The sequence below is a fragment of the Rhizobium sp. P32RR-XVIII genome (assembly GCF_012641395.1).
In the GTDB taxonomy this organism is placed as follows: Bacteria; Pseudomonadota; Alphaproteobacteria; order Rhizobiales; family Rhizobiaceae; genus Rhizobium.
The window spans coordinates 56,473-79,420 of sequence record NZ_JABAIH010000019.1; the positions used below are offsets into that span (position 1 = coordinate 56,473).

At 59.9% G+C, this 22,948-nt stretch carries 20 protein-coding genes; 9 read left to right on the forward strand and 11 right to left on the reverse strand.

Features of this window, described 5'->3' with window-relative positions:
- Nucleotides 1-281: 281 nt before the first annotated feature.
- The 5 genes from HGP14_RS29995 to HGP14_RS30015 form a co-directional block, all read right to left on the reverse strand.
- A complete protein-coding gene (locus HGP14_RS29995) occupies nt 282-1,289 on the reverse strand; it encodes an alpha/beta fold hydrolase (protein WP_168833498.1) in 1,008 nt (335 codons plus the stop codon).
- Nucleotides 1,279-2,892 (reverse strand): RcgA family putative transporter, encoded by a 1,614-nt coding sequence (locus HGP14_RS30000; RefSeq protein WP_168833499.1) that lies wholly within the window; start codon nt 2,890-2,892, stop codon nt 1,279-1,281. Before HGP14_RS30000 ends, HGP14_RS29995 begins: the two co-directional genes overlap by 11 nt.
- A 1,741-nt stretch (nt 2,893-4,633) precedes the next feature.
- Entirely contained in the window at nt 4,634-6,274 is a 1,641-nt protein-coding gene (gene groL, locus HGP14_RS30005) for a chaperonin GroEL (protein ID WP_168833500.1), read from the reverse strand.
- 25 nt (nt 6,275-6,299) lie between these two features.
- Nucleotides 6,300-7,562, reverse strand: a complete 1,263-nt coding sequence (hemA, locus tag HGP14_RS30010; RefSeq protein WP_168833501.1) for a 5-aminolevulinate synthase — start codon at nt 7,560-7,562, stop codon at nt 6,300-6,302.
- Nucleotides 7,563-7,587: 25 nt separating this feature from the next.
- The gene (locus tag HGP14_RS30015) at nt 7,588-8,208 is read right to left on the reverse strand and encodes an SCO family protein (protein ID WP_312862223.1); all 621 of its coding nucleotides are present in this window, start codon (nt 8,206-8,208) and stop codon (nt 7,588-7,590) included.
- Between the two features lie 247 nt (nt 8,209-8,455).
- On the opposite strand from HGP14_RS30015, the gene HGP14_RS30020 reads away from it, so the two are divergent.
- The 9 genes from HGP14_RS30020 to HGP14_RS30055 all read left to right on the forward strand — a co-directional run bounded on the left by HGP14_RS30020 (nt 8,456) and on the right by HGP14_RS30055 (nt 17,811).
- The gene (locus HGP14_RS30020; protein ID WP_168833502.1) at nt 8,456-9,172 is read left to right on the forward strand and encodes a carboxypeptidase regulatory-like domain-containing protein; all 717 of its coding nucleotides are present in this window, start codon (nt 8,456-8,458) and stop codon (nt 9,170-9,172) included.
- Between the two features lie 101 nt (nt 9,173-9,273).
- Nucleotides 9,274-10,410: a metallophosphoesterase family protein gene (locus HGP14_RS30025; RefSeq protein WP_168833503.1), complete on the forward strand. Its 1,137-nt coding sequence runs from the start codon at nt 9,274-9,276 to the stop codon at nt 10,408-10,410.
- A gap of 14 nt (nt 10,411-10,424) precedes the next feature.
- Nucleotides 10,425-10,892, forward strand: a complete 468-nt coding sequence (locus tag HGP14_RS30030) for a c-type cytochrome (protein WP_168833504.1) — start codon at nt 10,425-10,427, stop codon at nt 10,890-10,892.
- 213 nt (nt 10,893-11,105) lie between these two features.
- Nucleotides 11,106-12,542 carry a cbb3-type cytochrome c oxidase subunit I gene (locus HGP14_RS30035; protein WP_168833521.1) on the forward strand — a complete coding sequence of 479 codons (1,437 nt, stop codon included), beginning with the start codon at nt 11,106-11,108 and terminating at the stop codon, nt 12,540-12,542.
- The gene (locus HGP14_RS30040; RefSeq protein ID WP_168833505.1) at nt 12,539-14,209 is read left to right on the forward strand and encodes a cbb3-type cytochrome c oxidase subunit II; all 1,671 of its coding nucleotides are present in this window, start codon (nt 12,539-12,541) and stop codon (nt 14,207-14,209) included. Before HGP14_RS30035 ends, HGP14_RS30040 begins: the two co-directional genes overlap by 4 nt.
- A gap of 151 nt (nt 14,210-14,360) precedes the next feature.
- Entirely contained in the window at nt 14,361-14,573 is a 213-nt protein-coding gene (locus HGP14_RS30045; RefSeq protein WP_168833506.1) for a hypothetical protein, read from the forward strand.
- Between the two features lie 164 nt (nt 14,574-14,737).
- Complete coding sequence (locus HGP14_RS36335; RefSeq protein WP_281408140.1) at nt 14,738-14,860, forward strand: hypothetical protein; 123 nt, start codon at nt 14,738-14,740, stop codon at nt 14,858-14,860.
- Between the two features lie 45 nt (nt 14,861-14,905).
- Nucleotides 14,906-15,622 carry a sulfite exporter TauE/SafE family protein gene (locus tag HGP14_RS30050; RefSeq protein WP_168833507.1) on the forward strand — a complete coding sequence of 239 codons (717 nt, stop codon included), beginning with the start codon at nt 14,906-14,908 and terminating at the stop codon, nt 15,620-15,622.
- The gene (locus HGP14_RS30055; protein WP_246704670.1) at nt 15,619-17,811 is read left to right on the forward strand and encodes a heavy metal translocating P-type ATPase; all 2,193 of its coding nucleotides are present in this window, start codon (nt 15,619-15,621) and stop codon (nt 17,809-17,811) included. Before HGP14_RS30050 ends, HGP14_RS30055 begins: the two co-directional genes overlap by 4 nt.
- On the opposite strand, the gene HGP14_RS30060 is transcribed toward HGP14_RS30055, so the two are convergent.
- The 6 genes from HGP14_RS30060 to HGP14_RS30085 all read right to left on the reverse strand — a co-directional run bounded on the left by HGP14_RS30060 (nt 17,763) and on the right by HGP14_RS30085 (nt 22,893).
- Complete coding sequence (locus tag HGP14_RS30060) at nt 17,763-19,028, reverse strand: NAD(P)/FAD-dependent oxidoreductase (RefSeq protein ID WP_168833508.1); 1,266 nt, start codon at nt 19,026-19,028, stop codon at nt 17,763-17,765. The genes HGP14_RS30055 and HGP14_RS30060 overlap by 49 nt on opposite strands.
- On the reverse strand, nt 19,025-19,396 hold the full coding sequence (locus tag HGP14_RS30065) for a cytochrome C (RefSeq protein ID WP_168833509.1): 372 nt from the start codon (nt 19,394-19,396) through the stop codon (nt 19,025-19,027). Before HGP14_RS30065 ends, HGP14_RS30060 begins: the two co-directional genes overlap by 4 nt.
- Before the next feature lies 1 nt (nt 19,397).
- Nucleotides 19,398-19,700: a thiosulfate oxidation carrier complex protein SoxZ gene (gene soxZ / locus HGP14_RS30070; protein WP_168833523.1), complete on the reverse strand. Its 303-nt coding sequence runs from the start codon at nt 19,698-19,700 to the stop codon at nt 19,398-19,400.
- A gap of 44 nt (nt 19,701-19,744) precedes the next feature.
- Nucleotides 19,745-20,194, reverse strand: a complete 450-nt coding sequence (locus HGP14_RS30075; protein ID WP_168833510.1) for a thiosulfate oxidation carrier protein SoxY — start codon at nt 20,192-20,194, stop codon at nt 19,745-19,747.
- 234 nt (nt 20,195-20,428) lie between these two features.
- On the reverse strand, nt 20,429-20,908 hold the full coding sequence (locus HGP14_RS30080) for a cytochrome c-type biogenesis protein (RefSeq protein WP_168833511.1): 480 nt from the start codon (nt 20,906-20,908) through the stop codon (nt 20,429-20,431).
- Nucleotides 20,905-22,893: a heme lyase CcmF/NrfE family subunit gene (locus tag HGP14_RS30085; protein WP_168833512.1), complete on the reverse strand. Its 1,989-nt coding sequence runs from the start codon at nt 22,891-22,893 to the stop codon at nt 20,905-20,907. Before HGP14_RS30085 ends, HGP14_RS30080 begins: the two co-directional genes overlap by 4 nt.
- Between the last annotated feature and the right edge of the window lie 55 nt (nt 22,894-22,948).

The following is a 22,948-nucleotide window of genomic DNA, read 5'->3' on the forward strand; positions in this document are numbered from 1 at the left end:
GCTTCCCCTGTGCGCTGTCGATTGCGATGTGTGTCCGTTCAGAATAAGCGCTAAGGCTCTGCTTCCACTGGAGCCGCGCCTTGCATGAAAATGACATTTGGTAACTACGGTGCTTACCGCAGATTGCATGAGGGAACGCGAATCCTAGCGAAACCAAACGAAATGCTGGTCGCAAGGTATTGATTTTGAACGAAAAGGTTTTTCTTGGACGCGTGCGGGACGAGAGGAAGGCCCGCTCTGCTTGTTCGGTTATGAGGAGAATTCCTTGCAGTCCTCGTACTCTAACCTCGTCGTGACAGAAAACGCTTCAGGCTCCAACCTGCGAGCAAAATGTACGGAGGCATCACGAGTGAATAATGACCGCAGTTAAGCTCCAGGACGTTTGGCGTCGCCCCGGCTCCGTGTAGTTTTTCGATAAAGCGTTTTGATAGCCCGGGTAACACCACCTTGTCTCTGGTCGCGATCACCACGTGAAGAGCAAGGTCGGGCCGCGCCAATTTATGCGCGTAGTTCTCCAAATCCAGCGGCCCCCACGCCCTACGAAGATCGGTGATCTCGATCGCACGCTCCAGGCCATCACGTATCGCCCGGGTCGCACGGCCCGTCCAAACCATGTCAGCGAGGCTACCCGCCGTCAAAAACAAGGACGCCTTTGTTACGGCCGGTTCATGTGCCGCGATCAATCCCGCAACCCAGGAGCCAAGGCTCATGCCGAGAACCGAGATCTCTGGATACCCTTCGCTTTTCAGCCAGCGGATGAGCTTTCGCCCGTCCCATACGGCCTGCCTTACAGACTGGATCGTTCGGCCGAGATTCGCGCTGAGCATGTCCTCGGCATAGAGCGAGCCAGGACGGCTTCGCTCGAAATGATAGGGCATAGCGATCTCGACGGTCGTAATCCCACGCCGCGAAAAGAACTTGGCGATCTGATGATTTCGGCGGCTGGCATTCCAGTGATGGAAGATTACCAATGCTTGATTGCGCGAGCCGCTTTCGGTTACCTTCGCCCAAACAAAGTTATTCTCTTCGACGCCCGTTGAAATGTCCGAAGGGTATTTCAACCACCCATCTTGTATCTGAAAGCCATCATCGCTCTCGCTCGGTTCGTCATAAAAGCTTGAATCAGCCAGAGCCTGGTCGGCAAGGGCACAAAACTCCTCAATAGTTCCTACCACCTTCTCACCCGGGAACGCGAGACAGCTGTCGAGCACGATGGCTGTCGCTTTCTTCGCTTCCTCGCCACGCCGCGCCCGGTGCTCGTCCCACTGATCAATCCATTTATGATACACTCTGGTTGCTTTCCAATTCGGTCTGCCGCCGTTGCCCGAATTCTGGATCAAAGAGGCCATATACTGCGAGCAAAACACTAATGCCGAGGAAGATCGAAAAGCCGTCAAAGACGTCGATGAACAGATAGCTAGCAAAGAGCAGACCTACGACCGCTGACATCTTCCACAAAGTCACACGGAACTCCTTTCTGAAAGCCAAGCGAAGAAGACCGTATACAAAAACGACACAAGCCGAAATGGCGACAAGCAGGCTGCTGTAATGCGTTGGCATTCGATAGCCCAAGCTCTGGCTACGATCAGGGTGGCCTTCGAGAACGGAAGACATATCGTGAATTATCCAGGTCAGGACGTCTTCTCCATTCGAACTCAAGTATGCACTTTGAATCTTCATGCATACGGCGACGAGAACACCGAGGACGGTGCAGCGGAAAATACCCCGCAGGATCCTAAGGCGGATTTCCGCTCGTTCGTGCCAATGCGCTACGTCTGGCTGCGCCTTTACGTCTCCTTCGATTTTCCAAAGATCATGGACAATCGTATGAAGCAAAATCAGGCCGGCGAAAAAGAGATAAAAGCAAAGGCTCATGTAGAAGTAGGAAAGCGCGGTGAATACGATCTCGACTGGTACCGATATGAGATCAGGTTGCACAATCGCTATCGTGCCCCAACTGATCGCGTAATCGCCGCTTCCCTCCAGCAGGGGGATGACGCACACGCCGATCCATTGAAGAAGACCAGCTACCAGGATGCAGATCAGGAAAACTGCCCAATACGAATATGAATAAGCGCAAACATTGCTCGCCCAGGCTTTGCCGCTTTCTGAGCTATCGGCCTGTGCTACCAGGCGTAATCGTGCGTTCTGTTTCCAAAAGGCCAGCAGCTCAATCACGACTACGAAAAATAGCGGCAGGAGTACCATGAAGAGAAGGGTCCAGTTTGGTGCCCATAGGAAACCGACTTCCTTAACGACGCCGTCCGGCCGCCTATACGTGATGCTAGCGATCCCGACGATGTACGACAAAAACCCTAGGGCAGAAGCACCGGCGAAAATTGATGCCGGAAGGTTCAAAGAGGATCCACGACTGAAGAGCGCTTCCGATCTTTCCGCTAGGCTGAAGCGTTGTCTTTCCCGGGAAACTTCACTGTCTTGTGCGATACCGCCTGCAGGTTGGCTTTCATCATCAGCTGTCACAGATGGCGGCGCCTCTGAAACGACCGATACCGTGCTTCTTACCGCTTTCTTTGAATCTCGCCTTTTGGCGATTAGCCTCGATTGCGCCGCGCTGAGCTCCATGAGCCATTCGCTCGTCGCTTCCGGATCGTCGCAGCCATAGATCCGTGCAAGCCAGCGAATGTTGGAAGCACTGATCCCCTTATCGTTTTCTTGAAACCAGAGCTGAACTGTTCGCAAATCGACGCCGAGCCGGTTGGAGTCGATCTGTGATATTGCCTCAGCCAACAATTCCGGCGTCCATGGGCCTTGCGGAAACCCGTCTCGACCCAAAGGCCGGCCCGCGCCGACTGCGGCTAACTGCCTGAAGAGTTCTTTGAAATCGCGTCCGTCCTTCGGAGGGGGGACAAAAATTTTCCCGTTTTTTTCCAATGGCTCAAATGCTCAAATTTGGTTTCTTTTATTGACCCGAGAGGTCACATCACCGCGATCTTGATGCGGTTAATCTACCTGGAGTATATTCGTCTCTTTCCGATTGATAAAGAAATTAAATCTTTCCTCAAAAGGAGAAGCCGTAAAAGTTACGTGTAGTTTCAATAGGCATGAAGGTTTCGAACATCACGACGCGCGCGCTTCGCTCGCAGGGGTGGGGAACGGGCTAGCGTTGCAAGGTACAAGCATAGATTGCAAAAATCGCATAATGTAGTTTATGGAACCGGCTATTGCCCGGCCTTGGCTCGGACGCCAGGGACGAGCACGAGATTCTAGATGGTCGGTTGTCAAGCTGGAGTGACCACACGGCCTTCCCACCCGATCCGCTTCAGAGAAGCCGCAAACTCAAAAACGACCTGTCTTTAAGGTGAAACGGATAGCGGGAGCACTGTTCCATCACGCAAAGGGGACTAACCCTCCTCGGTCCTTGATAGGAGCGTGCTGCTTTGACCTGCATCAACGACGCCTTCCCTGTCGGCAGATAACGTCAGAATGTCGCCATCGGCCAAATAATTCAATGATGCCGGCCTCGAGACGACAAGGAGGATAGCAGGATGAACCATGTAGTCACCACCGCTCACCACACGCACACTCCCATGTCTGCGGCTCGGCGCGCGCCGATTCCTTGTGCCAGGACAAGGGAAGCGGACATCTTGCTCGAGCGGGCAGACAATGACCACTGGGTCGTGACAATGATTTCGCCGCGGGCGCTAAGCTGGGCAACCAGCGAACTATGCTGCGCCCTGCGCTCCTGCTTCGCCGGAAGCATGTGTCTGGATTTGATGAGCGCCGACCGCCTCTTGAAGCAGGCGCACGCACAAGGTTTTAGGACAGAATTCGTCGGGCTTGGCGGGAAGGATGTCTTCTAGCTATCGGCGGCGGGGGCCGATCGAGACGGTGTCGATGGAACAATTGGAACTGCGAGCGCTCCATCTACCGCCAGCCGAGCCCCTCCATCGGACATGTCCTTGATGATACAGTCCAGCACGCTTGCGCCGCCGCGGACACCGGAGCTGGCTTTTAATTCTCCGCATTCCGCGCGCAGAGGCAGTAGACGCAGGGCTTTTTCGCACTTTTGCGATCGAGCGCGGTGTCCCTGCCCACTTTGAGTGGGTTGGTCGCATTGTGCTTATGTGGCGTGTGCAAGGAGACAGATAGTGAATATTCGACCGATCCCAGTCACCGACCGAAGACCAGAAACTCCGTCGATACCGGGCAAGTATGCCAAGCCAAATGCCCTACGCAATGCGCAGGTCCTGCCGCCTCATAATGTTGACCTGACACTGGAGCCGACAACACTGGAACAGGTTCGCGCTCCCAAATGTCCCAAAACAAATCCCGTGACTTAAGTTGTCAGGACCTTAACTTCGCCAAAAATGTCTCGTCGCCGGATTGCTTGCGCAACTGTGTCAACGGCGGAGTAGAGGTCGGCGCTTGGGCGGCGTAAAACCAGGCGGTGAGATCGGTCGGGTACTTGGTCATACCGCTGACTATCACCGCTATCTTCATCAACCGTTAAGGCGGCGACTCTTCCCACGCGCCTAAAAAGGCCTGGAGGTGGCCCGGCTCCCTCCCCACCAAGGCTCGCTTGGCGTTGTGGACCGCCCAGTGCCCGTTCTACCGTCCGTTTTGGGACTGGTCACGTTCATGATTTCGGATTGTTGCAGTTCAAAATCGCGGCTTAGAACTCTATGTCGAGATTGTCCTCGTGATCGTGATGGCCGGGAAGCTCGGGGGGCGGCGGCCCGGGAACCTCTGCTACCATCGCCTCCGTCATGATCATGAGGCCGGCCACCGACGCAGCACCCTGAAGCGCCGCGCGCACCGCCTTGACTGGGTCGATGATGCCCGCTGCAATCATGTCGCCGAACGCACCCTTCTGGGCGTCATAGCCGTAGGCAAAATCATCGTCTTCGAGAATTCTCGCTGCAACGACCGATCCGTCCTCGCCGGCATTGGCCGCAATCTGCTGTGCCGGCCAGCGTATTGCCTCCGCGACGACGCGGATGCCTGCCTGCTGGTCAGCGTGATCTACCTTGAGCGCCCGGAGTGCCTTTCCTGCCCGCAGAAGCGCGGTGCCACCGCCCGGCAAGATACCCTCCTCGATTGCAGCGCGGGCCGCATGGACGGCATTTCGGATGCGATCCTTCTTTTCCCTGAGCTCGATCTCGCTCGTTCCGCCGACCCGGACCACGGCGATCCCGCTCGAAAGCCGCGCCAGCCGTTCCTCAAGTTTGTCACGGTCGTAGTCGGAGTCGGACTGTTCGAGCTGGCGCTTGATGGCGGCGATGCGCGTATCGATATCCGCCGGTACGCTACCGCCTTCGACGATCGTCGTGTTTTGCTTGTCGACCGTAATCTTCCGCGCGCGGCCAAGAACATCGAGCGGCACGGTCTCGATCTTCAGGCCGAGATCCTCCGAGATGACCGTGCCGCCCGTCACCACCGCAATATCTTGCAGGATCCCCTTGCGCAACTCGCCGTAGGCAGGCGCATTGACCGCTGCCACCTTGAGGCTGCCGCGCAGCTTGTTGACCACCAGCGCCGCCCTGACTTCGGCCTCGACATCGTCGGCGATGATGAGAAGGGGTTTGCCGGTCTGCACGACCTTTTCCAGGAGCGGTAGCACTTCGCCGAGACTCGCCAGCTTCTTTTCGCTGATAAGAAGATAGGCGTCCTCGAACTCCACCCGCGTCCGCTCGCGGTTGGTGGTGAAATGCGGAGAGATGTAGCTACGGTCGAACTGGATGCCGGTGACAATCTCGATCTCGGTTTCGAGCGACCTTCCTTCCTCGACTGTGATCACGCCATTGTTGCCGACCTTCGCCATGGCGTCGGCAATGATGCGGCCGATTTCGGTATCACCGTTTGCCGCGATCGCGGCGATCTGAGCTATCTCCGCAGTCGAGGTTATGGCTCTTGCATTCTGCTTCAGCACCGCCGCGACGGTCTCGACCGCCCGATCGATGCCGCGCTTCAAGTCCATGGGATTCATGCCGGCCACCACTGCCCGCACGCCGCCTCTTATGATCGCATTGGCGAGCACGACCGCAGTCGTCGTGCCGTCGCCGGTCAGATAGGAGGTTCTGATCGCAACTTGCCGGAGCAACCGGACGGCCATGTCCTCGAACTTGTCCTGAAGCTCGACCTCCCTTGCAACGGTCACCCCGTCCTTGGTGATTTTCGTGCCGAAAGACCGGTCGATCGCCACGTTCCGCCCTCGCGGCCCAAGTGTGACGCTGACGGCCCGTCCGAGCGTATCTACGCCATTTAAAATGCAGTCTCGCGCCTCGAAGGCGAATTTGATATCTTTGGCGGTCATGGCATTCCTCCCAAGAGTTGCCGCTTTACTCCGCGGCCTGAGCAGTACTGGCGTACCGGAGTCCGAGCTGGTTCCAGACATCGGCCAGCGCCGCCACAAGCTGGCCGATCATGATGTCGTCGTGGCATGGCGACGGCGTGATACGCAGCCGTTCGGTTCCCCTGGCGACGGTCGGGTAGTTGATCGGCTGGATGTAGATGCCGTTCTTGGCTAGCAAAATATCGCTCGCCGCCTTGCACTTTGCGGGATCGCCGACCCAAACGGGGACAATGTGGCTGTCGCTTGGCATGACCGGCAGCTTCGCCGCGATCAGGCGCGCCTTGACCCTGCGCACACGGTCCTGCTGGCGTTGACGCTCCCGATCCGAATCCTTCAAATGGCGGATCGCGACTGTGGCCGCCGCGCAGATCGCGGGCGGCAAGGCCGTCGTAAATATGAAGCCCGGTGCGTAGGAACGCACGGCATCAAGGAGATCGCCGTCGCCTGCGATATAGCCGCCCAGACAACCGAATGCCTTGGCCAGCGTGCCTTCGATGACGTCGATGCGCTCCATGGCGCCGTCACGTTCGGCAACGCCGCCGCCCCTGCGCCCGTACATGCCGACCGCATGCACCTCGTCGAGATAGGTCATGGCGCCATAACGATCGGCGAGGTCGCAGATGCGGTGGATCGGCGCGATGTCGCCATCCATGGAATAGAGACTTTCGAAGACGATGAGCTTCGGTCGCTCGGGGCCGGCGGCCTTCAGCAGTTGCTCCAGGTGTCGCACGTCGTTGTGCCGGAAGATCTGCTTTTCCCTTCCAGATTGGCGGATACCCTCGATCATGGAATTGTGGTTAAGCGCGTCTGACAGGATCAGACAGTCGGGTATGAGCTTGGCAATGGTGGAGATGCCCGTCTGGTTGGATACATAACCCGACGTGAAGACCAGAGCCCCGTCCTTGCCATGTAGATCCGCGAGTTCGGCTTCTAGTTCGACGAGCGGATGGTTTGTCCCTGAAATATTGCGGGTACCGCCCGCACCCGTCCCATGACGTCGTGCCGCGTCGATCATGGCTTCGATCACCTTCGCGTTTTGTCCCATGCCGAGGTAGTCGTTGGAGCACCAGATGACGACCTCCCGCTGTCCCGATGGGGAGCGCCATGTAGCGAAGGGAAAACGGCCCGCGATCCGCTCCAGATCGGCAAAGACGCGGTATCGCTGCTCAGCATGGAGTCGTGATATGGCGGCGCCGAAGTACTGGCGATACCGCCCAGCTCCCCTTTCCCCAGCGTTCCCCAAGGTCATGTCCGTCCTCCTCGCCGTCGCCCGCTCAGTCTCGGTTGCGCGCCTCCGTCATGAGATTACGCAAGATGGCCGCGATGGCGTCCGCCGACGTGTCGGCCGACATGCCCCGTACGAACTTTCCGTCCGGCGACATTATGTAAATGTAGGTGCTGTGGTCGATGAGATAGTCGTTCAGGCCAGGCCCGGTGCGGTGCCGCTCGCTGTAGACGCCATACGCCTGAGATACTGCTGCGGTCTGCTCCGGCGTTCCCGAGAGCCCGACGATCCGCTTGTCGATTGCTTTGGTATACTCGCCCATTGCGTTGGGAGTGTCGCGCTCAGGATCGACCGTAATGAAGATAGGCTGCACATGTTGCGCATCCGGCCCGAGCTTTTCGAGCGCAACGGCAATTTGGCTCAGCGTCATCGGGCAGGTATCGGGGCAGAAGGTGTAACCGAAGAAAACCAGCAGCCATTGGCCCCGGAAAGTCGCCTCGGTCACAGTTCCACCGTCCGGCGCGGCAAGGCTGAACGGTCCGCCCACCGTCGTGTCTGCTGCACCGCGCGCGGGCAAGGCGGTCACTACGGCCGTCGCCAGCATGGCTGCGACGAAAGCGGCCACCCAGTGTCGCGCCACCGCGCGATGGTCCTTCCGTGAGCGATCCACCTTGTGCCTCCGCAGCCGTAACGGTTACATTGCCGAACAGTCGAGGTCGGTAGCGATGCGACAGGACGTTTTGTCAGAGCAGGTAAAGTGGCTCGCGTCAACAACCCACGCGCCGAGGGAATACGCCTGTTCTGCCGCACGAGTCTGGCCAATACTTCCACTGGCCAGCTAAGATCGATTTCCCCTTGATATTAGGATCATTCTGATCAAAAATGCAACCATATCCGTTAAAGAAGAGGAGGGTGCTGTGAGGAGGCATCATTTCTTCTCTGGATTTCTTGCGGTTGCTACGGTGGCGATCGGTGCTCCTGCACAATCCTATGAAGTTACTGCCGTTACGGGTGGAGGCTCAATCGAGGGCGTTGTCGTCTATAACGGCAACGTTCCGATGAAGAAGATCATCCCGACCAAGGACGTCCAGGTTTGTGGAAATCCACGCGACGAACCGCTGATACGGGTTGGCGACGGTAAGGCCGTCGAAAGCGCGGTCGTATACCTTGTCGACGTGGCGTCCGGTAAGGAATGGCCGACCGCGGGAAAGACACCCGAACTCAATAATGAGAAATGCCGTTTCGAGCCGCAAGTCCAGGCTATCCCCGCCGGACCACTGAATGTCGTGAACTCTGATCCCGTACTGCATAACACGCATGGCTACTATGGCAAGCGCACGGCGTTCAATCTAGCCTTGCCGAACCAGAACCAGACCATCCCCACCGAATTGCCTCGCCCCGGCACGGTGCGCGTCGATTGCGATGCGCATGGCTGGATGGAAGGCTGGATTTACGTCGCCGACAATCCCTACTACTCGGTTACCGGGAGTGACGGCAAGTTCTCGATCACCGACGTTCCGCCTGGCGACTACAAACTCGTCGCCGTCCAGCCCTTCACTGGACCCATGGAAATGTCCGTCAGCGTCGAGGGTGGCAAAGCCACGAAGCTCGATATCGAGCTTAAGAAACAGTAGTACGAAGTAAAAGAACAAGAAAAGTACTGACGTGGTGCAACGCGCCACCTCTGCCTGTGTGGGGGCCGAGTTCTTCTTTCGACCCGAGAGGAGGAACCGTTATGTCTGACGAACTGGATCGCATTCGTCGCGAAATGCATTCCGTACTGCAACCCCAGGGGGTTCGGCCCGACGACTCACTGAAAATTACCCGCCGCACCTTCATTCACGGCTCGTTGATATTCGGTGCGGCAACTGTCGGCGAGGCCTTCGCGTGGTGGCCGCTGCTCAACACGCTCGATATCGCACATGCAAACGACGCGGCCTTCAAATTTGCCTGGATATCCGACACCCATCTCTACCCAAGATCCCTGAACACACGCTTCGTCGACAAGGTCGTGCGTGCAGCGCAGGAAGTTCAGGCGATGGATCCACCCGCAGATTTCCTGATCTTCGGCGGCGATCTAGCCCAGCTCGGAAAGATCGAAGAGCTCGAACTCGGCGTCGATCTTCTGAAAGAGATCAATATCCCGAAACACTACATCCCTGGCGAGCACGACTGGTACCTCGACATGGGCAAGAAGTGGGGTGAGCTATTTGGCCAACCCAACTGGACCTTTGACCACAAGGGCGTGCGCTTCATCGGTCTCGACACGGTCAGCCGTGGACCGGACTACTGGACCGCCAAGAACATGACTCCCGAGGAACGCATGGGTCACATGGCAACGCTCGACGGCACGGTCGCCGGTCCCTGGGCCGGTGTTGGCCGCGATCAACTCGACTGGATGGAAAAGACGCTGGCCGATTGGGACAAGGCGATGCCCGTCGTCATCTTCAGCCATAACCCGCTCTACGAATATTATCCGCCCTGGAACTTCTGGGTTCGCGACTGGCGCCAGGTTCATGAGGTGCTGATGCCCTACACCAAGGTGACGAACATCCACGGCCACGTGCATCAGGTCCTCTATAACGAGATCGGCACGATGCGCTCGATCGGCATGCTGGCGACCTCGTGGCCGTGGCCCTATGCGCCGGAAGGCTTGCCGAAGCTCACCAAGCCGATGATCCGTGTTGACCCCGGCGACCCCTACGACGGCGTCGGCTGGAGCAAGATTGACGTCAGCGCCAGCGACAATGTCGAAACAGAATACGTCATGTGGGGCCGCAAGGAAGTCTTCGTGCAATCCGCCGAAGACTTCGACAAGAACGTGTCAGAAATCATCCGGCCGCGGATCGCCGACAACATGTGGCCATATTGAAGGGAGGAACGGCTATGACAAGCAAAGCAACCCTCCTTGGCACACTGCGGATATCCTCGATAGGGGGCGCAATCGGCATTGCCCTTCTCGTCGTCCCGGCCAGCGCGCACAAGGATCCCGTCAGCCCGAATCAGTTGAAGGCGTATCAGGACGCCTTCATGGAAGAGGTCAGGAAGGGAGATCTGCTCTTTCACGGCGATCAGGCCACGGCTGACGCGTTGGGCGTAGGTGAGGACCTGTCGAAAACCGGAATGGCTTGCGCCATGTGCCATCCCATGGCGTCGGATACCCATCCGCAGTCCTTCCCAAAGTTTCAGGCGCAAATGGCCCAGTTCGCGACCTTGCGCGACATGATCAACTGGTGCATCGAGAAGCCCAATCAGGGCGTGAAGATCGATCCTGAATCCGAGGCGATGAAGGCGCTGGAAGCCTACATTACCTGGTCGAACACCGGTTCGGTGCTGCAGCCGGGCAAGTACTAGCGCATCGGCCCGAAAGTCGGAATCGCTTTTCGGAAAACACGGTGCGTAGATTCAATAACTGAGAACGTCCTTCGCACGTCCGGTCGGACGCACGGCGCTCTGGGATACCACTGTGGTGGGCAGTACTGGCCAGCAGATAGACGATAGCTGAGGCAGTTTTGGCGCCGCGCGAGCGGTCGCCGGAGATGGAGGGGTATCTTGGCAGAGACCGCGATGGTGTTGCGGGGCAGGTTCGCCAATGTCGACCTGGATGGGCTGGTCGACAGGCCTATTGTGCGCGTCTGGCTCTACTGGGGCATGTTCTGGTTGATGGTGACGCCCTCTGTCGGCGTGACGATCTCGGGGCTGTTCAACTATCCGGACTACCTTGGCACCGAAAATCTGGCGCTCACTTTCGGGCGCCTGCGGCCGGTGCATATCAACGGCGTCATCTTCGGCGCCTTCTCGGCGCTCTTCATCGGCGAATGCTACTATCTCGTTCCGCGCCTTTGCGGCGTGCGGGTGCCTTGGCCGCAGGGAAGTGTGCTGATGGCCTGGGCGTGGAACATTGCCCTGGCCGCCGCCCTCGTATCGCTGGCCTTCGGTGAAAATCACGGGCTGGAAGCGGGCGAGCTTCCGCTGTTCGCCGAAATCCCCATCTTCGCCGTCGTCGCGACCGTAACCGCGCAATTCCTGATCACCATCGGCCGGCGTCTCGAGCCGCCTCTCTACGTCGCGCTGTGGTATCTGATCGGGGCGTTCGTCTGGACGACGATGAACCTCGTGCTCGGCAGCTTCATCCTTCCCTACACCATCAACGGCATCAACAGCGCCGCCTTTCACGGCCTCTACATCCACTACATCGTCGGACTGTGGCTGACGCCGGCCGGCTATGTGCTGATCTACTACTTCCTGCCGGTCAGCGCGCGCAATCCGCTCTTCTCCCACAAGCTCTCGCTGGTCGGCTTCTGGTCGCTCGCGCTCTTTTATCCCTTCGTGGGCATTCATCACTATCTCTACAGCCCGATCGCCGACTGGGCCGAGACGATCGCGATCGTCACATCGATGCTGTTGATCATTCCCGTCTGGACGGTGCTGGTGAACTTCTTCGGAACCATGATGGGCAAATGGCATGAGTTCGGCCGGAACTTACCGGCCAAATTCCTGATCATGGGCTCGATCATGTATCTCTTCGGGTGCTTCCAGGGTTCGACGGAGGCGCTACGAAGCCTGCAGCAACCCACGCATTTCACCGACTTCGTCATCTCGCACTCGCATCTTACTGTTTTCGGAACCTTCGTCGTCTGGGCAATGGGCGGGCTGATCTACGTCTGGCCGCGCATGTGGGGCCGCGAACTCTGGTCGTTCCGGATGGGCAACTGGTCTTTCTGGCTGATCACAGCAGGCATCTCGACCATGGGCCTGGGATTGACTGCCGGCGGACTTCAGCAAGGCTTTCAATGGATGAACGGCGTCGAATGGCTCGATTCGCTTGTTCAGATGAAGCCCTATTGGCTGGTGCGCACCCTGGCGGGCATCAGCATGGATATCGGCATGTCCCTGCTCGTCCTCAATATGATGATGACCGCGATAAGGGAACCCGTGAGGGTGAGAGAGCGTGAGCCGGTACCCGGGTCGGGTACCATACCGGCCGGCGGGCCTGCCCAATGAGCGCGCGGTTCGTCGCACTGGTGGCCGGCATCGGCTTCTTCTTCCTTGCGGTCATCACGCAGGGAATCCTTCCATTCTTTGAGCCGTCGGCCCGGACGACAAAGGTCACGAGCGCAATCCGCACCAGCTTCGGCCAGATGAAATGGATGGTGACCGATGCGACCGACTATACAGCGCTCCAGAGGCAGGGCCGAGCCGTCTATTTGCGCGAAGGCTGCTGGTATTGCCATTCGCAGTTCGTGCGCCCGGTGACCGGCGAGACTCGCCGCTGGGGTCCGGTTTCGGAGGCGGGCGAATTCGCCTATGATGTGCCGCACCTGTTCGGAACGCGACGCATCGGCCCGGATCTCACGCGCGTCGGCCTGAAATACGGCAACGAATGGCACCTCGCCCATTTCTGGAACCCGCGCATGCTGTCGCCGGATTCCATCATGGCGCCCTATCGCGGCCTTTTCGACGAGCCGGAGGAGCCAGTAAGGATTGTCGATGATGGTGCCGGCGGTCGGACCTTGGAAAGGACGCCTGTCACCGAGCGGTTCTTCCGCTTCGACGGCCAGGATCCGATATCGCTGACGCCGAACGCCGACGGTCTGCTGTTCGTGCCGATGGAGGCGCGGGAGAAGAAGCCGGTTCTTCTCATTCCGAATGAGGAGTTCGCGGGCGAGACCGTCACGATTGCTGCGGAGACGGAAGAACTGCACGCGCTCGTCGCCTATCTGCAGAAGCTCGGCATGAACCGCGGGAAATGGCGCGACGTTTTCGAACCGCAGCAGTTGCAAGTCGTCGACGTTACTTTGCCGCGGTCGCAGGAATGGATATTGCACGGCAAGGAAGTCTATGAGCGCCGCTGCATTGGCTGCCACGGGGTGAAGGGCGACGGCAATGGCCCCGCAGCGACTTTCATGTACAAGCAACGGCCGCGCGACTTTACGGCGGCGGTCTTCAAGTTCAGGCTAACGACGGGTCCCCTGCCGACCGACGGCGACCTGTTGCGGACGATCACGCGCGGTGTGCGCGGCACGGCCATGCCGGCTTGGCACGAACTGCCCATCAACGATCGCCTGGCGGTTATCCAATACATCAAGTTCGAGCTGGCGGTCGATCGTTCCGATCCCTCCGCCCCTTATGAGTTTTTCACGGAAGAGCCCCCTGGCCCTCCGCTGCTGATCGGTCAGCCCCCGCAGCCTTCTGAGCAGCTTCTGGCTCATGGCAAGGAGATATGGCAGGCAGCAAAATGTTGGGAATGCCATGGACAGGGGGGAAAAGGCGATGGCGAGAAGGCGGCCGGCCTGAAGGACGATCTCGGCTTCACCATCGTACCTGCGGATCTCACCAGCGGCCAGTTCAAGTCTGGCCCGACAGTCGAGGATGTTTTCCGGACGATGACCACGGGACTGAGCGGCACGCCGATGCCATCCTACCGCAATGCGTTCCCGGATGAGGACCGCTGGGCGCTCGCCTATTACGTTCTGTCGCTTTCCGCCTACAAGGATCCCCTGACACTCGAACCGCTGAACATAGCCGAGGCCGACCGCAAGGCACTCGATGATCTCAATCTTCAGGCTCCTTCTCCGGACAAGGCTTATGTTCCGCGCGCAGGTGCGGCAGCCAGCCGGCGCGACCAAGGCGCAGGCGTCTCTCCGGCGAAAATTGCTCAGGGAGAATGATACATGGCGGATTTTGGAATTGCCGGTCCCTATGTAGGCGCCTTGATGATGAGCCTCGGTGCGTTGTGTCTCTTTATATGGGGGGTGCTTTCGGGAGCGTTGAGCGATGCAGACAGGGTCTCGAAAGAATTCTTCGAGAGGGAGATGGAAAATGACAGACGAACAGAGCCCGAAGGCGGCCGGAAGACGTGATCCGGGCCCCGAGAGCAAAGAGCATGAGATGGAGGAATATGCCGGCGGCCACATCGAAGCGCACCACGGATACATTCCCGTGTGGCTCCTGGTTGTTTATTTCGTACTCTTCGTATGGGGGCTCTACTACAGCTACTCCTACTGGGGTGGACTCGGCCCTGGTCGATTCTAGCGCCGGCCGCACGAAGGGATCAAAACCAATGGCCGTGAAAAAGAAGGGACAGGCAATGTTGATGCCGAGGATCATGATAGGTGTCGTGATACTGAACTTACTCTTCCTGTTCAGCGAACTGGCATTCAACGTCTTCTCGGCTTTCTGAACCGAAGGAGGATGGGATGCTTGCGAACACCATATTTTCCTTTGCTGATGCGAGCTTCAACCAGACGCTCGCCTTCATCGGCGGCGCCCTCTTTCATATCGGCTTCTTCGCCTGGGTCGCTTACCTCGCCTGGAAATAGGATTGGCCGAGGTCTCCCGTTAAATGGAGCAGGAGGAACGTTGCAATGACCGCCTATATGGTGCTGTTCGCGGCGGGATTTGCCGGCAGCTTTCATTGCATCGGCATGTGCGGCGGATTTGCCTGTGCGCTCGGCCGCGACCGGCATGGCGCGGGGGCGACGGCGCTGCGGCACCTTCTCTATAATAGCGGCCGGGTGACCACCTATTGCTTCCTTGGCGCGCTTGCGGGGTCATTTGGCCAGGTGATCTGTTCGAGCGACGGCGGCCTATCGACCGTACCGCTCCTCGGAGACTACGTCGATCTCGCGCAGCGGATCCTCGCAATCATTGCCGGCATCCTGATGATCAGCATAGCCTTGCAGTTCTTCGGGCTTTTGCAGGGGCCTCACCGCGCGACCGTCGGTTTAGGCGGCAGCGCACTGGTCGTTTCGCTGCGGCAATTGCTGGCGGCACCCGGGAAAGCCGCTCCGCTCGCATTCGGCGTCTTCAACGGCTTTCTCCCCTGCCCGCTCGTCTATGCCTTCGTTGTGCAGGCCACGAGCACCGCCGGAGCGCTTCCCGGTTTTCTCACCATGGCGGCCTTCGGTCTCGGAACTTTCCCGGCGATGCTGATGATGGGGGGCATCGGCCGGTCGCTCGCCCCCATGTGGCGGCAGCGCAGCGTCTGGTTGGCCGGCAGCTTCATTCTCGTGTTGGGCCTCGTGACGCTTAGCCGTGGCGTTCTGCCACCCGGCCTGTTCCATGGAGATCACTTCATATGAGCGCGCAGAACAATGCATTCTGCAGTCATTGCCTGCTGCCGGTCGGGCTCCGGGCCATGCAGCGCACCATTGACGGCGAAGAGCACACCTTCTGCTGCTATGGCTGCTGCATTGCCTTTCAGGTGACGCGCGGCAGAAGCGAGGAATCGGAGGCGGCATGGCTCCTTGTGCGCCTCGGCGTCGGCGCCTTTCTTTCCATGAACATCATGCTGCTCAGCCTCCTTGTTTACACAGGCACCTTCTCCGGCTCTGACGACTATATGCTCCCGTGGATCCACGCCCTGCTGTGGTTGTTCGCCACCCCGGCGGTGCTGATCCTCGGCGGGCCGTTTCTGAGCGAGACCTGGTCGCACGCTCTCAAGGGGCGGCTGACTTCCTCCGCGCTCATCGTGACCGGGGTCGCGGCGGCCTATCTTTATTCGGCCTTCGCCGTCCTCGAAGGCAGTACCCATGTCTATTTCGATACCGCTTCGATGGTGCTGATGCTGTTCACGCTTGGCCGCTATCTCGAGGCGACAAGCCGCGCCAAGGCGGCCCGTGATCTCGAAGCGCTGCTGACGGCCGAAAGCGAGATCGCGACGGTCCTCGCCGGTGGCGTCGAGACACGTCGGCCCGTGCGCGAGATCCTCGCCGCCATGCTCGTACGGGTGCGGCCGGGTGAGCGTATCCTTGTCGATGGCGTAATCGTCGAGGGAGACTCCGTCGTCGATGAGGCGATGATGACCGGCGAAAGCCGACCAATTCAAAAAGCAGCCGGCATGCAGGTGATCGCCGGCAGTATCAATTTCGACGGCGTTTTGCTCATCCGATGCAGCGGCGCGGGCAGCGACACGCGGTGGGCACGCATCTGCCGCTCGGTTCGCGATGCCCTTTCGCACCGGAGTCCGACCCAGCGCATCGCCGACCGGATCGTTGCCCTTTCTGTGCCGCTCGTGCTTGCCTTCGGCGCATTGACGATCGCCCATTGGGCGCAATCGCAGACCTTTGATCGGGCATTGCTCATCGGGCTCGCGGTTCTCGTCGTTGCCTGTCCGTGTGCGGTCGGGCTTGCCGCTCCGCTTGCGACCACGCTCGGCATCGGACGGCTGGCGCGTTACGGGTGCCTTGTCCGCGACCCCGGTATCCTGGAGATGCTGGCAGCGCTCCGATGCGTGGCTTTCGACAAGACCGGCACGCTGACTGCCGGCAGGCCGCAGGTGGTCGGAATCTTCACCGATAAAGCCAGGCCTGAAGAAGTGCTGTCGCGCGCGAGCGGCCTGGAGTGGCATTCCGAGCATGCCGTGGCAACGGCCATCATCGCCGCCGCCACCACTCTCGGTGTCCCGCCAGATGAGACGCTTGCTATTCGCGCCGTTCCCGGGCGCGGCGTCCGCGGCACCGTCGGCGGCGAGCCCGTGGCTGCCGGCAGCGCGGCGCTTATGGGCGATCTCGGATGGGCGATCTCGCCCCAGTTGCAAGAGCGCGCCCGTATTTGCGAGGCGACCGGCCACTCGCTTGTCCATGTCGGTTGGAACGGCCGCGTGCAAGGCGTGCTCTCGCTCGACGACACGCCGCGCCCGGAAGCCCACGCAACGATCGAGGAACTGAGGAGCCGCGGCTTGGAGGTTGTTCTCCTGACCGGTGATCTCGTAGAAGCGGCCCGACGGATCGGTGCGACGGTCGGCATAGACGACATCAGGGCCGGTTTATCGCCGGAGGCCAAGCAGCACGTCCTGAACCGCCTCCGGCACAACCGTGGAAAAGTGGCCATGGTTGGCGACGGGCTCAATGACAGTCTGGTTCTGGCGGATGCCGACGTCGGTATCGCAGTCGGCTCCGCCACCGACCTCGCCCGCGAAACATCGGCGCTTGTCCTGCCTGAGGGCGGGCTGTGGATGCTGCCATGGGTCATCGACATCGCGCGCGCGGTCCGGTGGACCATCCTTACCAATCTCCTTTGGGCCTTCGGCTACAACCTCGTCGCGCTGACGGCGGCCGCGCTGGGGCTACTACAGCCGATCCTCGCAGCCGCAATCATGGCCGGTTCGAGCATTCTCGTCGTGATGAACTCATTGCGACTGCAACGGGTACCGGATCCCGATCCGCCGTATCACCCCCTTTTCAAAATTCCCGTGGGCGGTCAGGAACCTAACCATACTGATCAGCCGAACACGTCCGCCGTGAAGGCCGAATACCAGCCGACGGCCTGATGCGCCGTCCGGCGGCGGGCCTCCGCACTCTCAGCCACCTTGCTGATGAACATGTTGACGGTCTTTATACTTCCGCCCTCGGGCGCGAAGGTAATGGCATTAGTGAAGGCATCGTCAGGTGCGAGGAACGTGTAGCACGAATTGAACAGGTGCGGAGGAAAGCGTGGCGAGCCTGTAAGCGAAGCGGCGATGGCGAAGGCGCATGCCTTGGCCTGACTATTGGCGGAGAAGGCGGATTTTGGCATGTCGCCGCCAATGATCGCATCGCCTACCAGATGGATGCCGGGCTGCAGCGTCGATTCGAACGTGACCGGATCGATCGGACACCAGCCCGTCTTATCGACAAGGCCCGCCTTTTCAGCGATCAGCCCCGCTTTCTGCGGCGGAATGACGTTGGCGACGGCCGCCTTGAAGGTCTGGCTTTCCGTCACGATAGAACACGTCGCCGCATGCACGCCTTTGGTTTTCCCTATGAACTGCGCCGGCAGCCATTCGATCATGCCCGGATAGTGGCGTGACCAAGCGTCTTGGAACAGTTCCTGACCGGAAAACTGGTCCTTCGCGTCGAGGATGAGTATTTTCGACTTCGGTTTGAACTGCTTGAAATAGTAGGCCACCAGCGAGGCCCGCTCATAGGGGGCCGGCGGACAGCGGAAGGGATTTGGAGGCGCCGCGATAACGAACACGCCGCCGTCCCCCATGCTTTCGAGTTGCCGGCGCAGCACGTCGCTCTGAGGTCCGGCATTCCACGCATGCGGCATGACCTCGGCCGCTGCCTCGTCATAGCCGTCGATCGCACCGAATTTGAAGGCTATCCCTGGAGCCAGCACGAGGCGGTCATAGGCGAGCCTTGAGCCGCCCTGGAGGTTGACGACCCTCGCGGTGGCGTCGATCGCAGTCGCCGCGTTCCGGATGACGGTGATACGGTGGCGCTCGGCCAACGCCTCGAAACCAAAGGTCAGCGAGGCGAGCGAGCGAAGACCGGCGAGGTAAAGATTGCTGAAGAAGCAGGTGACATGGTTTGGCTTGGGCTCGATCAGGGTGACGTCCAGCGTCTTCAGGTCGGCGAGGTATCGGGCGGCCGTCGTGCCGCCAATGCCGCCGCCGATGACGACGACCCTTGGCCGGCTCTGGCCGCGCGCGACATATGGCGTAGCCGCGGCCATGAGAACCCCTCCCCCCAGGCCGCAGATCCGGCGCCGCGTCCATTCTGTCATTGTTGCCCCCCGCCCTTTGCTTTTTCGGCAAGATAGCGCGCCACAGCCGCCAGTTCCCCGTCGGTGAGCGACAGGGCGACGGCGTGCATCACGTGGCTTGGACTTGCGCTTGCCCGAAAGGCAAGCATGGCGTTGATGATGGCCCTTTCGTCGAGAGCCGTGATCGAGGGAATGGACTGCCCTCGCTTGTCCTGGTCATGGCAGGATACGCAGGTGGCGGCGATCTGAGCGCCTTCACTGACCTCAGCCGTAGCCTGGTCGGCAGGCAAGAGGGGCGCAACCACAAGGAACAATCTCAGGATATGACGGATTTCGAAAGCGATGGCCTTCGCAAGGGGCGGTGCCTCGGTCGATGGTCTTTCCACCATTTCAGATGACCACCATGTCGTGCTTCAGAGAATAGACAGCGCCGCCGTCTTCCTCCCAGATGAACTCCATGCGTCCGCTTTCCGTTGCGAGCAGCGAGAATTCGAAAAAGGGATTGGCCGAGACCGCCTCGTGCAGATCGACGCTGAACACCACAACGCCACCATAGCGACAGATGAATCTATTGATGATCTTGCGCGGGATCATCTCGCCCTCGCTGTCTGACCGCAGCCCCGTTTCCATCTCGTGCTGAATGATGGTCTTGACCGGAATGACTTCGCCTGTGGCGGCCGTGCCGGGAACCATTACACGGGGTATTGGGGTCATTACGCTTGCCTCCTTCCCTCCTGTCAGCGGCAACCATTTGTGGCGACGCTGATCCAGCTCTTGGCCATAAGCAACCTGCCGTCACTCATTTCAGCGAGCGCCACCACGTATTGCGGCCCCGCAAGGCGAATCCGGGTCGAAACGCGGGCGACGCAGCGCCCGGGTGAGAAATGGAACTGCGCCACCTCGATGAGTGGGTTCTCCGGCGCGAAGACCCGGACCGACTTCAGGTGGTCGGTTTCCGTCATCGGACTGTCCACCTGAATATCCATGGGCACGGTATAGCCGGTCGAAAATTCAGCGGGCATGAGCAGCCGAAACTGGCTCGATTCGGTCGCGGTTCGTCCAGTCATTCCCTCGACGAGGTCAAGGATCTCGTCACCGGCACGCACGCGCCTTGGCCACATGGAAAGCGCCCATGCGCCGATTCCGATTGCACCGGTTGTCACCATGTGGCGGCGCGTCAATCTCATGGTCCGGTCTCCGGCACCGTTGGATTAGCGTTTGTCCAAAACAGATGCACGTACCCAGTTTCTGCGGAACGCTTCGCTCCCCGCCGCGGCGGTCTCCTCAAGGTTCCGAAACGGTCACCTCCGCATGTCTCCCGGAATAGTACACCTTGTCCTATGGCGCGTAAATCTTTCATTGTGCCTTCTTCCGGTTGAACGAACGGGAACTGGCATCATCGTAAACTTGTTTAAACGCTATCAGGATGTCCGATCGGGCTCGGACCCCGCGCCAAGCAGTTCGTCAAGCCGCGCCCGTTCTTCCGCTGTCAATCGGCTTCCGGTCGGCTTGCCAGCCCGCCGCCTGGCGAAAATGAGCAGCGAAATGCCCCCGGCGACAATCAGCACAATGGGGGCGCCCCAAAGCAGAACCGTTCGAACGCTCAACCGGGGCTTCAGAAGCACGAATTCGCCATAGCGCGAAACGATGTAGTTCAGGACCTGTTCGTCCGTGTCGCCGTCGGTCAGCCGCTCGCGCACCAGGAGCCGCAGGTCCTTGGCGAGATCGGCATTGGAATCGTCGATCGACTGGTTCTGGCAGACCATGCAGCGCAGCTTGGCAGAAAGCGCCCTGGCTCGGGCCTCCAGCGCGGGGTTGGCGAGTACCTCGTCCGGGTTCACGGCGAAGGCCGGAACTGCAGTAAGAAACAGAGCAATTGCTAGGACGATCCGCCGGATCATTCTGCCGGCTCCATCACTGCGGGGACCGCTCTTGCCTTGCGGCGCGGCGCACCGACGCGAAGACGCCGGTCGCTGAGCGACACGAAGCCACCGATCGCCATGATCAGCGCCCCGCCCCAGATGCAAAGAATGAACGGCTTCCACCAGATGCGAACGACGATACCGCCGTCGTTGGTTGCATCGCCAAGCGAAACGTAGAGCTGGCTGAGCCCGAAGGTCAGGATACCCGCTTCGGTGGTCGGCATCTGCTGGGCGACATAGACGCGCTTTGCCGACCAGACATCCGCAACCTCGACGCCGCCGCGGCGGATGCTGAAGTGTGCGCGATCTTCCCTGTAGTTCGGGCCGGTCGCCGGTTGCATGCCGTCGAAATGGACGCTGTAGCCACCCGCCTCCGTCGTTTCGCCGGGCTTCATTTCAAGCACATGCTCGGTCGCAAACGTCGTAACGGCAACAATGCCGAGCACGGTGACACCCAACCCGGCATGTGCCAGTGCCGTGCCGAAAGCCGACCGCGGCAGGCCGGAAAGCCGCCGCCATGCGACATTCGCTGCCACCTTGCCGGCACCTGCGCGATACCACAGGTCGGCAACGGCACCGAAGACGAGGAACAGCCCGGCCGCAAGCCCGAGAACAGACAACACCGGTCCGCCATGCTCGACATAGAAAAAGACCAGCGCCGCCGCGAAAGCCAAAGCGGCAACCACATAGAGCCGCTGCATCACGCCAAGCAGATCGCCGCGCTTCCATGCCAGCAACGGCCCGAACGGCACGACCAGCAGCAATGGCGCCATCAGCAGGCCGAAGGTCATGTTGAAGAACGGCGGGCCGACGGAAATCTTATCGCCGGTCAATGTTTCCAACAGCAGCGGATAGAGGGTGCCGGTCAGCACGGTGCCACATGCGACCGTGAGGATGAGATTGTTGAGCACCAGCGCACCTTCTCGCGAAATCGGTGCGAAAAGCCCACCCGCACTCAAAAGGGGCGCACGGAAGGCAAACAGCGAAAGCGCGCCGCCGATGAAGATCATCAAAATGCATAGGATGAAGACGCCTCGGCTCGGATCGCTGGCAAATGCATGAACCGAAGTCAGTACGCCGGAGCGCACCAGGAAGGTGCCCATCAGTGAGAGCGAGAATGTCAGGATCGCCAGCAGCACGGTCCAGATCTTCAGCGCCTCGCGCTTTTCCATCACCAGCGCCGAATGCAGCAGCGCCGTTCCCGCCAGCCAGGGCATGAAGGACGCGTTTTCGACCGGATCCCAGAACCACCAGCCGCCCCAGCCGAGCTCGTAATAAGCCCAGTAGGAACCCATCGCGATGCCAAGCGTCAGGAAGGTCCAGGCGGCAAGCGTCCAGGGACGGACCCAGCGCGCCCAGGCCGCATCGATGCGGCCCTCCATGAGCGCGGCGACCGCGAAGGAAAAGCAAATCGAAAAACCGACATATCCCAGGTACAGCAGCGGCGGATGGATCGCGAGACCGACATCCTGCAGCACCGGATTGAGGTCGCGTCCCTCTGCCGGCGCCGGATCGAGACGGATGAACGGGTTCGAGGTCAGCAGAATGAAGAGGATGAAAGCAACCGAAATCCACGCCTGCACCGAAAGCACATTGGCCTTGAGGGTATCCGGCAGATTGCGCCCGAAGACCGCGACCAGTGCGCTGAACAGCGAGAGGATCAGCAGCCACAGCATCATCGAGCCTTCGTGATTGCCCCAGACGCCCGAATATTTGTAGATCAGCGGCACCAGCGAATGCGAGTTCTCCCAGACATTCTTGACGGAGAAGTCTGAAACGACGTGCGCATAGGTCAGAACGCCGAACGAGAAGGCCACCAGCCCGAACAGCACGACGGAGCCGAGCGGCGCGACATCCATCATCGCCCGGTCGAGCCTGAGCGCGCCGATCGCCGGCACGATCGAAACAACGATCGCCGCCGCCAGCGCCAGAACGAGTGCGTAGTGCCCGATCTCGATGATCATTGCGAACCCTCGCTTCCTTCCAGAGACCCTGCGACTTCAGCCTGTCGGCGACTTT

Excerpts from the sequence above, each read along its gene's own strand:
- groL (WP_168833500.1), bottom strand. The coding sequence starts at position 6,274 with ATGACCGCCAAAGATATCAAATTCGCCTTCGAGGCGCGAGACTGCATT.
- hemA (WP_168833501.1), bottom strand. The coding sequence starts at position 7,562 with ATGACCTTGGGGAACGCTGGGGAAAGGGGAGCTGGGCGGTATCGCCAG.
- HGP14_RS30025 (WP_168833503.1), top strand. The coding sequence starts at position 9,274 with ATGTCTGACGAACTGGATCGCATTCGTCGCGAAATGCATTCCGTACTG.
- HGP14_RS30030 (WP_168833504.1), top strand. The coding sequence starts at position 10,425 with ATGACAAGCAAAGCAACCCTCCTTGGCACACTGCGGATATCCTCGATA.
- HGP14_RS30035 (WP_168833521.1), top strand. The coding sequence starts at position 11,106 with ATGGTGTTGCGGGGCAGGTTCGCCAATGTCGACCTGGATGGGCTGGTC.
- HGP14_RS30040 (WP_168833505.1), top strand. The coding sequence starts at position 12,539 with ATGAGCGCGCGGTTCGTCGCACTGGTGGCCGGCATCGGCTTCTTCTTC.
- HGP14_RS30045 (WP_168833506.1), top strand. The coding sequence starts at position 14,361 with ATGACAGACGAACAGAGCCCGAAGGCGGCCGGAAGACGTGATCCGGGC.
- HGP14_RS36335 (WP_281408140.1), top strand. The coding sequence starts at position 14,738 with ATGCTTGCGAACACCATATTTTCCTTTGCTGATGCGAGCTTCAACCAG.
- HGP14_RS30050 (WP_168833507.1), top strand. The coding sequence starts at position 14,906 with ATGACCGCCTATATGGTGCTGTTCGCGGCGGGATTTGCCGGCAGCTTT.
- HGP14_RS30055 (WP_246704670.1), top strand. The coding sequence starts at position 15,619 with ATGAGCGCGCAGAACAATGCATTCTGCAGTCATTGCCTGCTGCCGGTC.
- HGP14_RS30060 (WP_168833508.1), bottom strand. The coding sequence starts at position 19,028 with ATGACAGAATGGACGCGGCGCCGGATCTGCGGCCTGGGGGGAGGGGTT.
- HGP14_RS30065 (WP_168833509.1), bottom strand. The coding sequence starts at position 19,396 with ATGGTGGAAAGACCATCGACCGAGGCACCGCCCCTTGCGAAGGCCATC.
- soxZ (WP_168833523.1), bottom strand. The coding sequence starts at position 19,700 with ATGGTTCCCGGCACGGCCGCCACAGGCGAAGTCATTCCGGTCAAGACC.
- HGP14_RS30075 (WP_168833510.1), bottom strand. The coding sequence starts at position 20,194 with ATGAGATTGACGCGCCGCCACATGGTGACAACCGGTGCAATCGGAATC.
- HGP14_RS30080 (WP_168833511.1), bottom strand. The coding sequence starts at position 20,908 with ATGATCCGGCGGATCGTCCTAGCAATTGCTCTGTTTCTTACTGCAGTT.
- HGP14_RS30085 (WP_168833512.1), bottom strand. The coding sequence starts at position 22,893 with ATGATCATCGAGATCGGGCACTACGCACTCGTTCTGGCGCTGGCGGCG.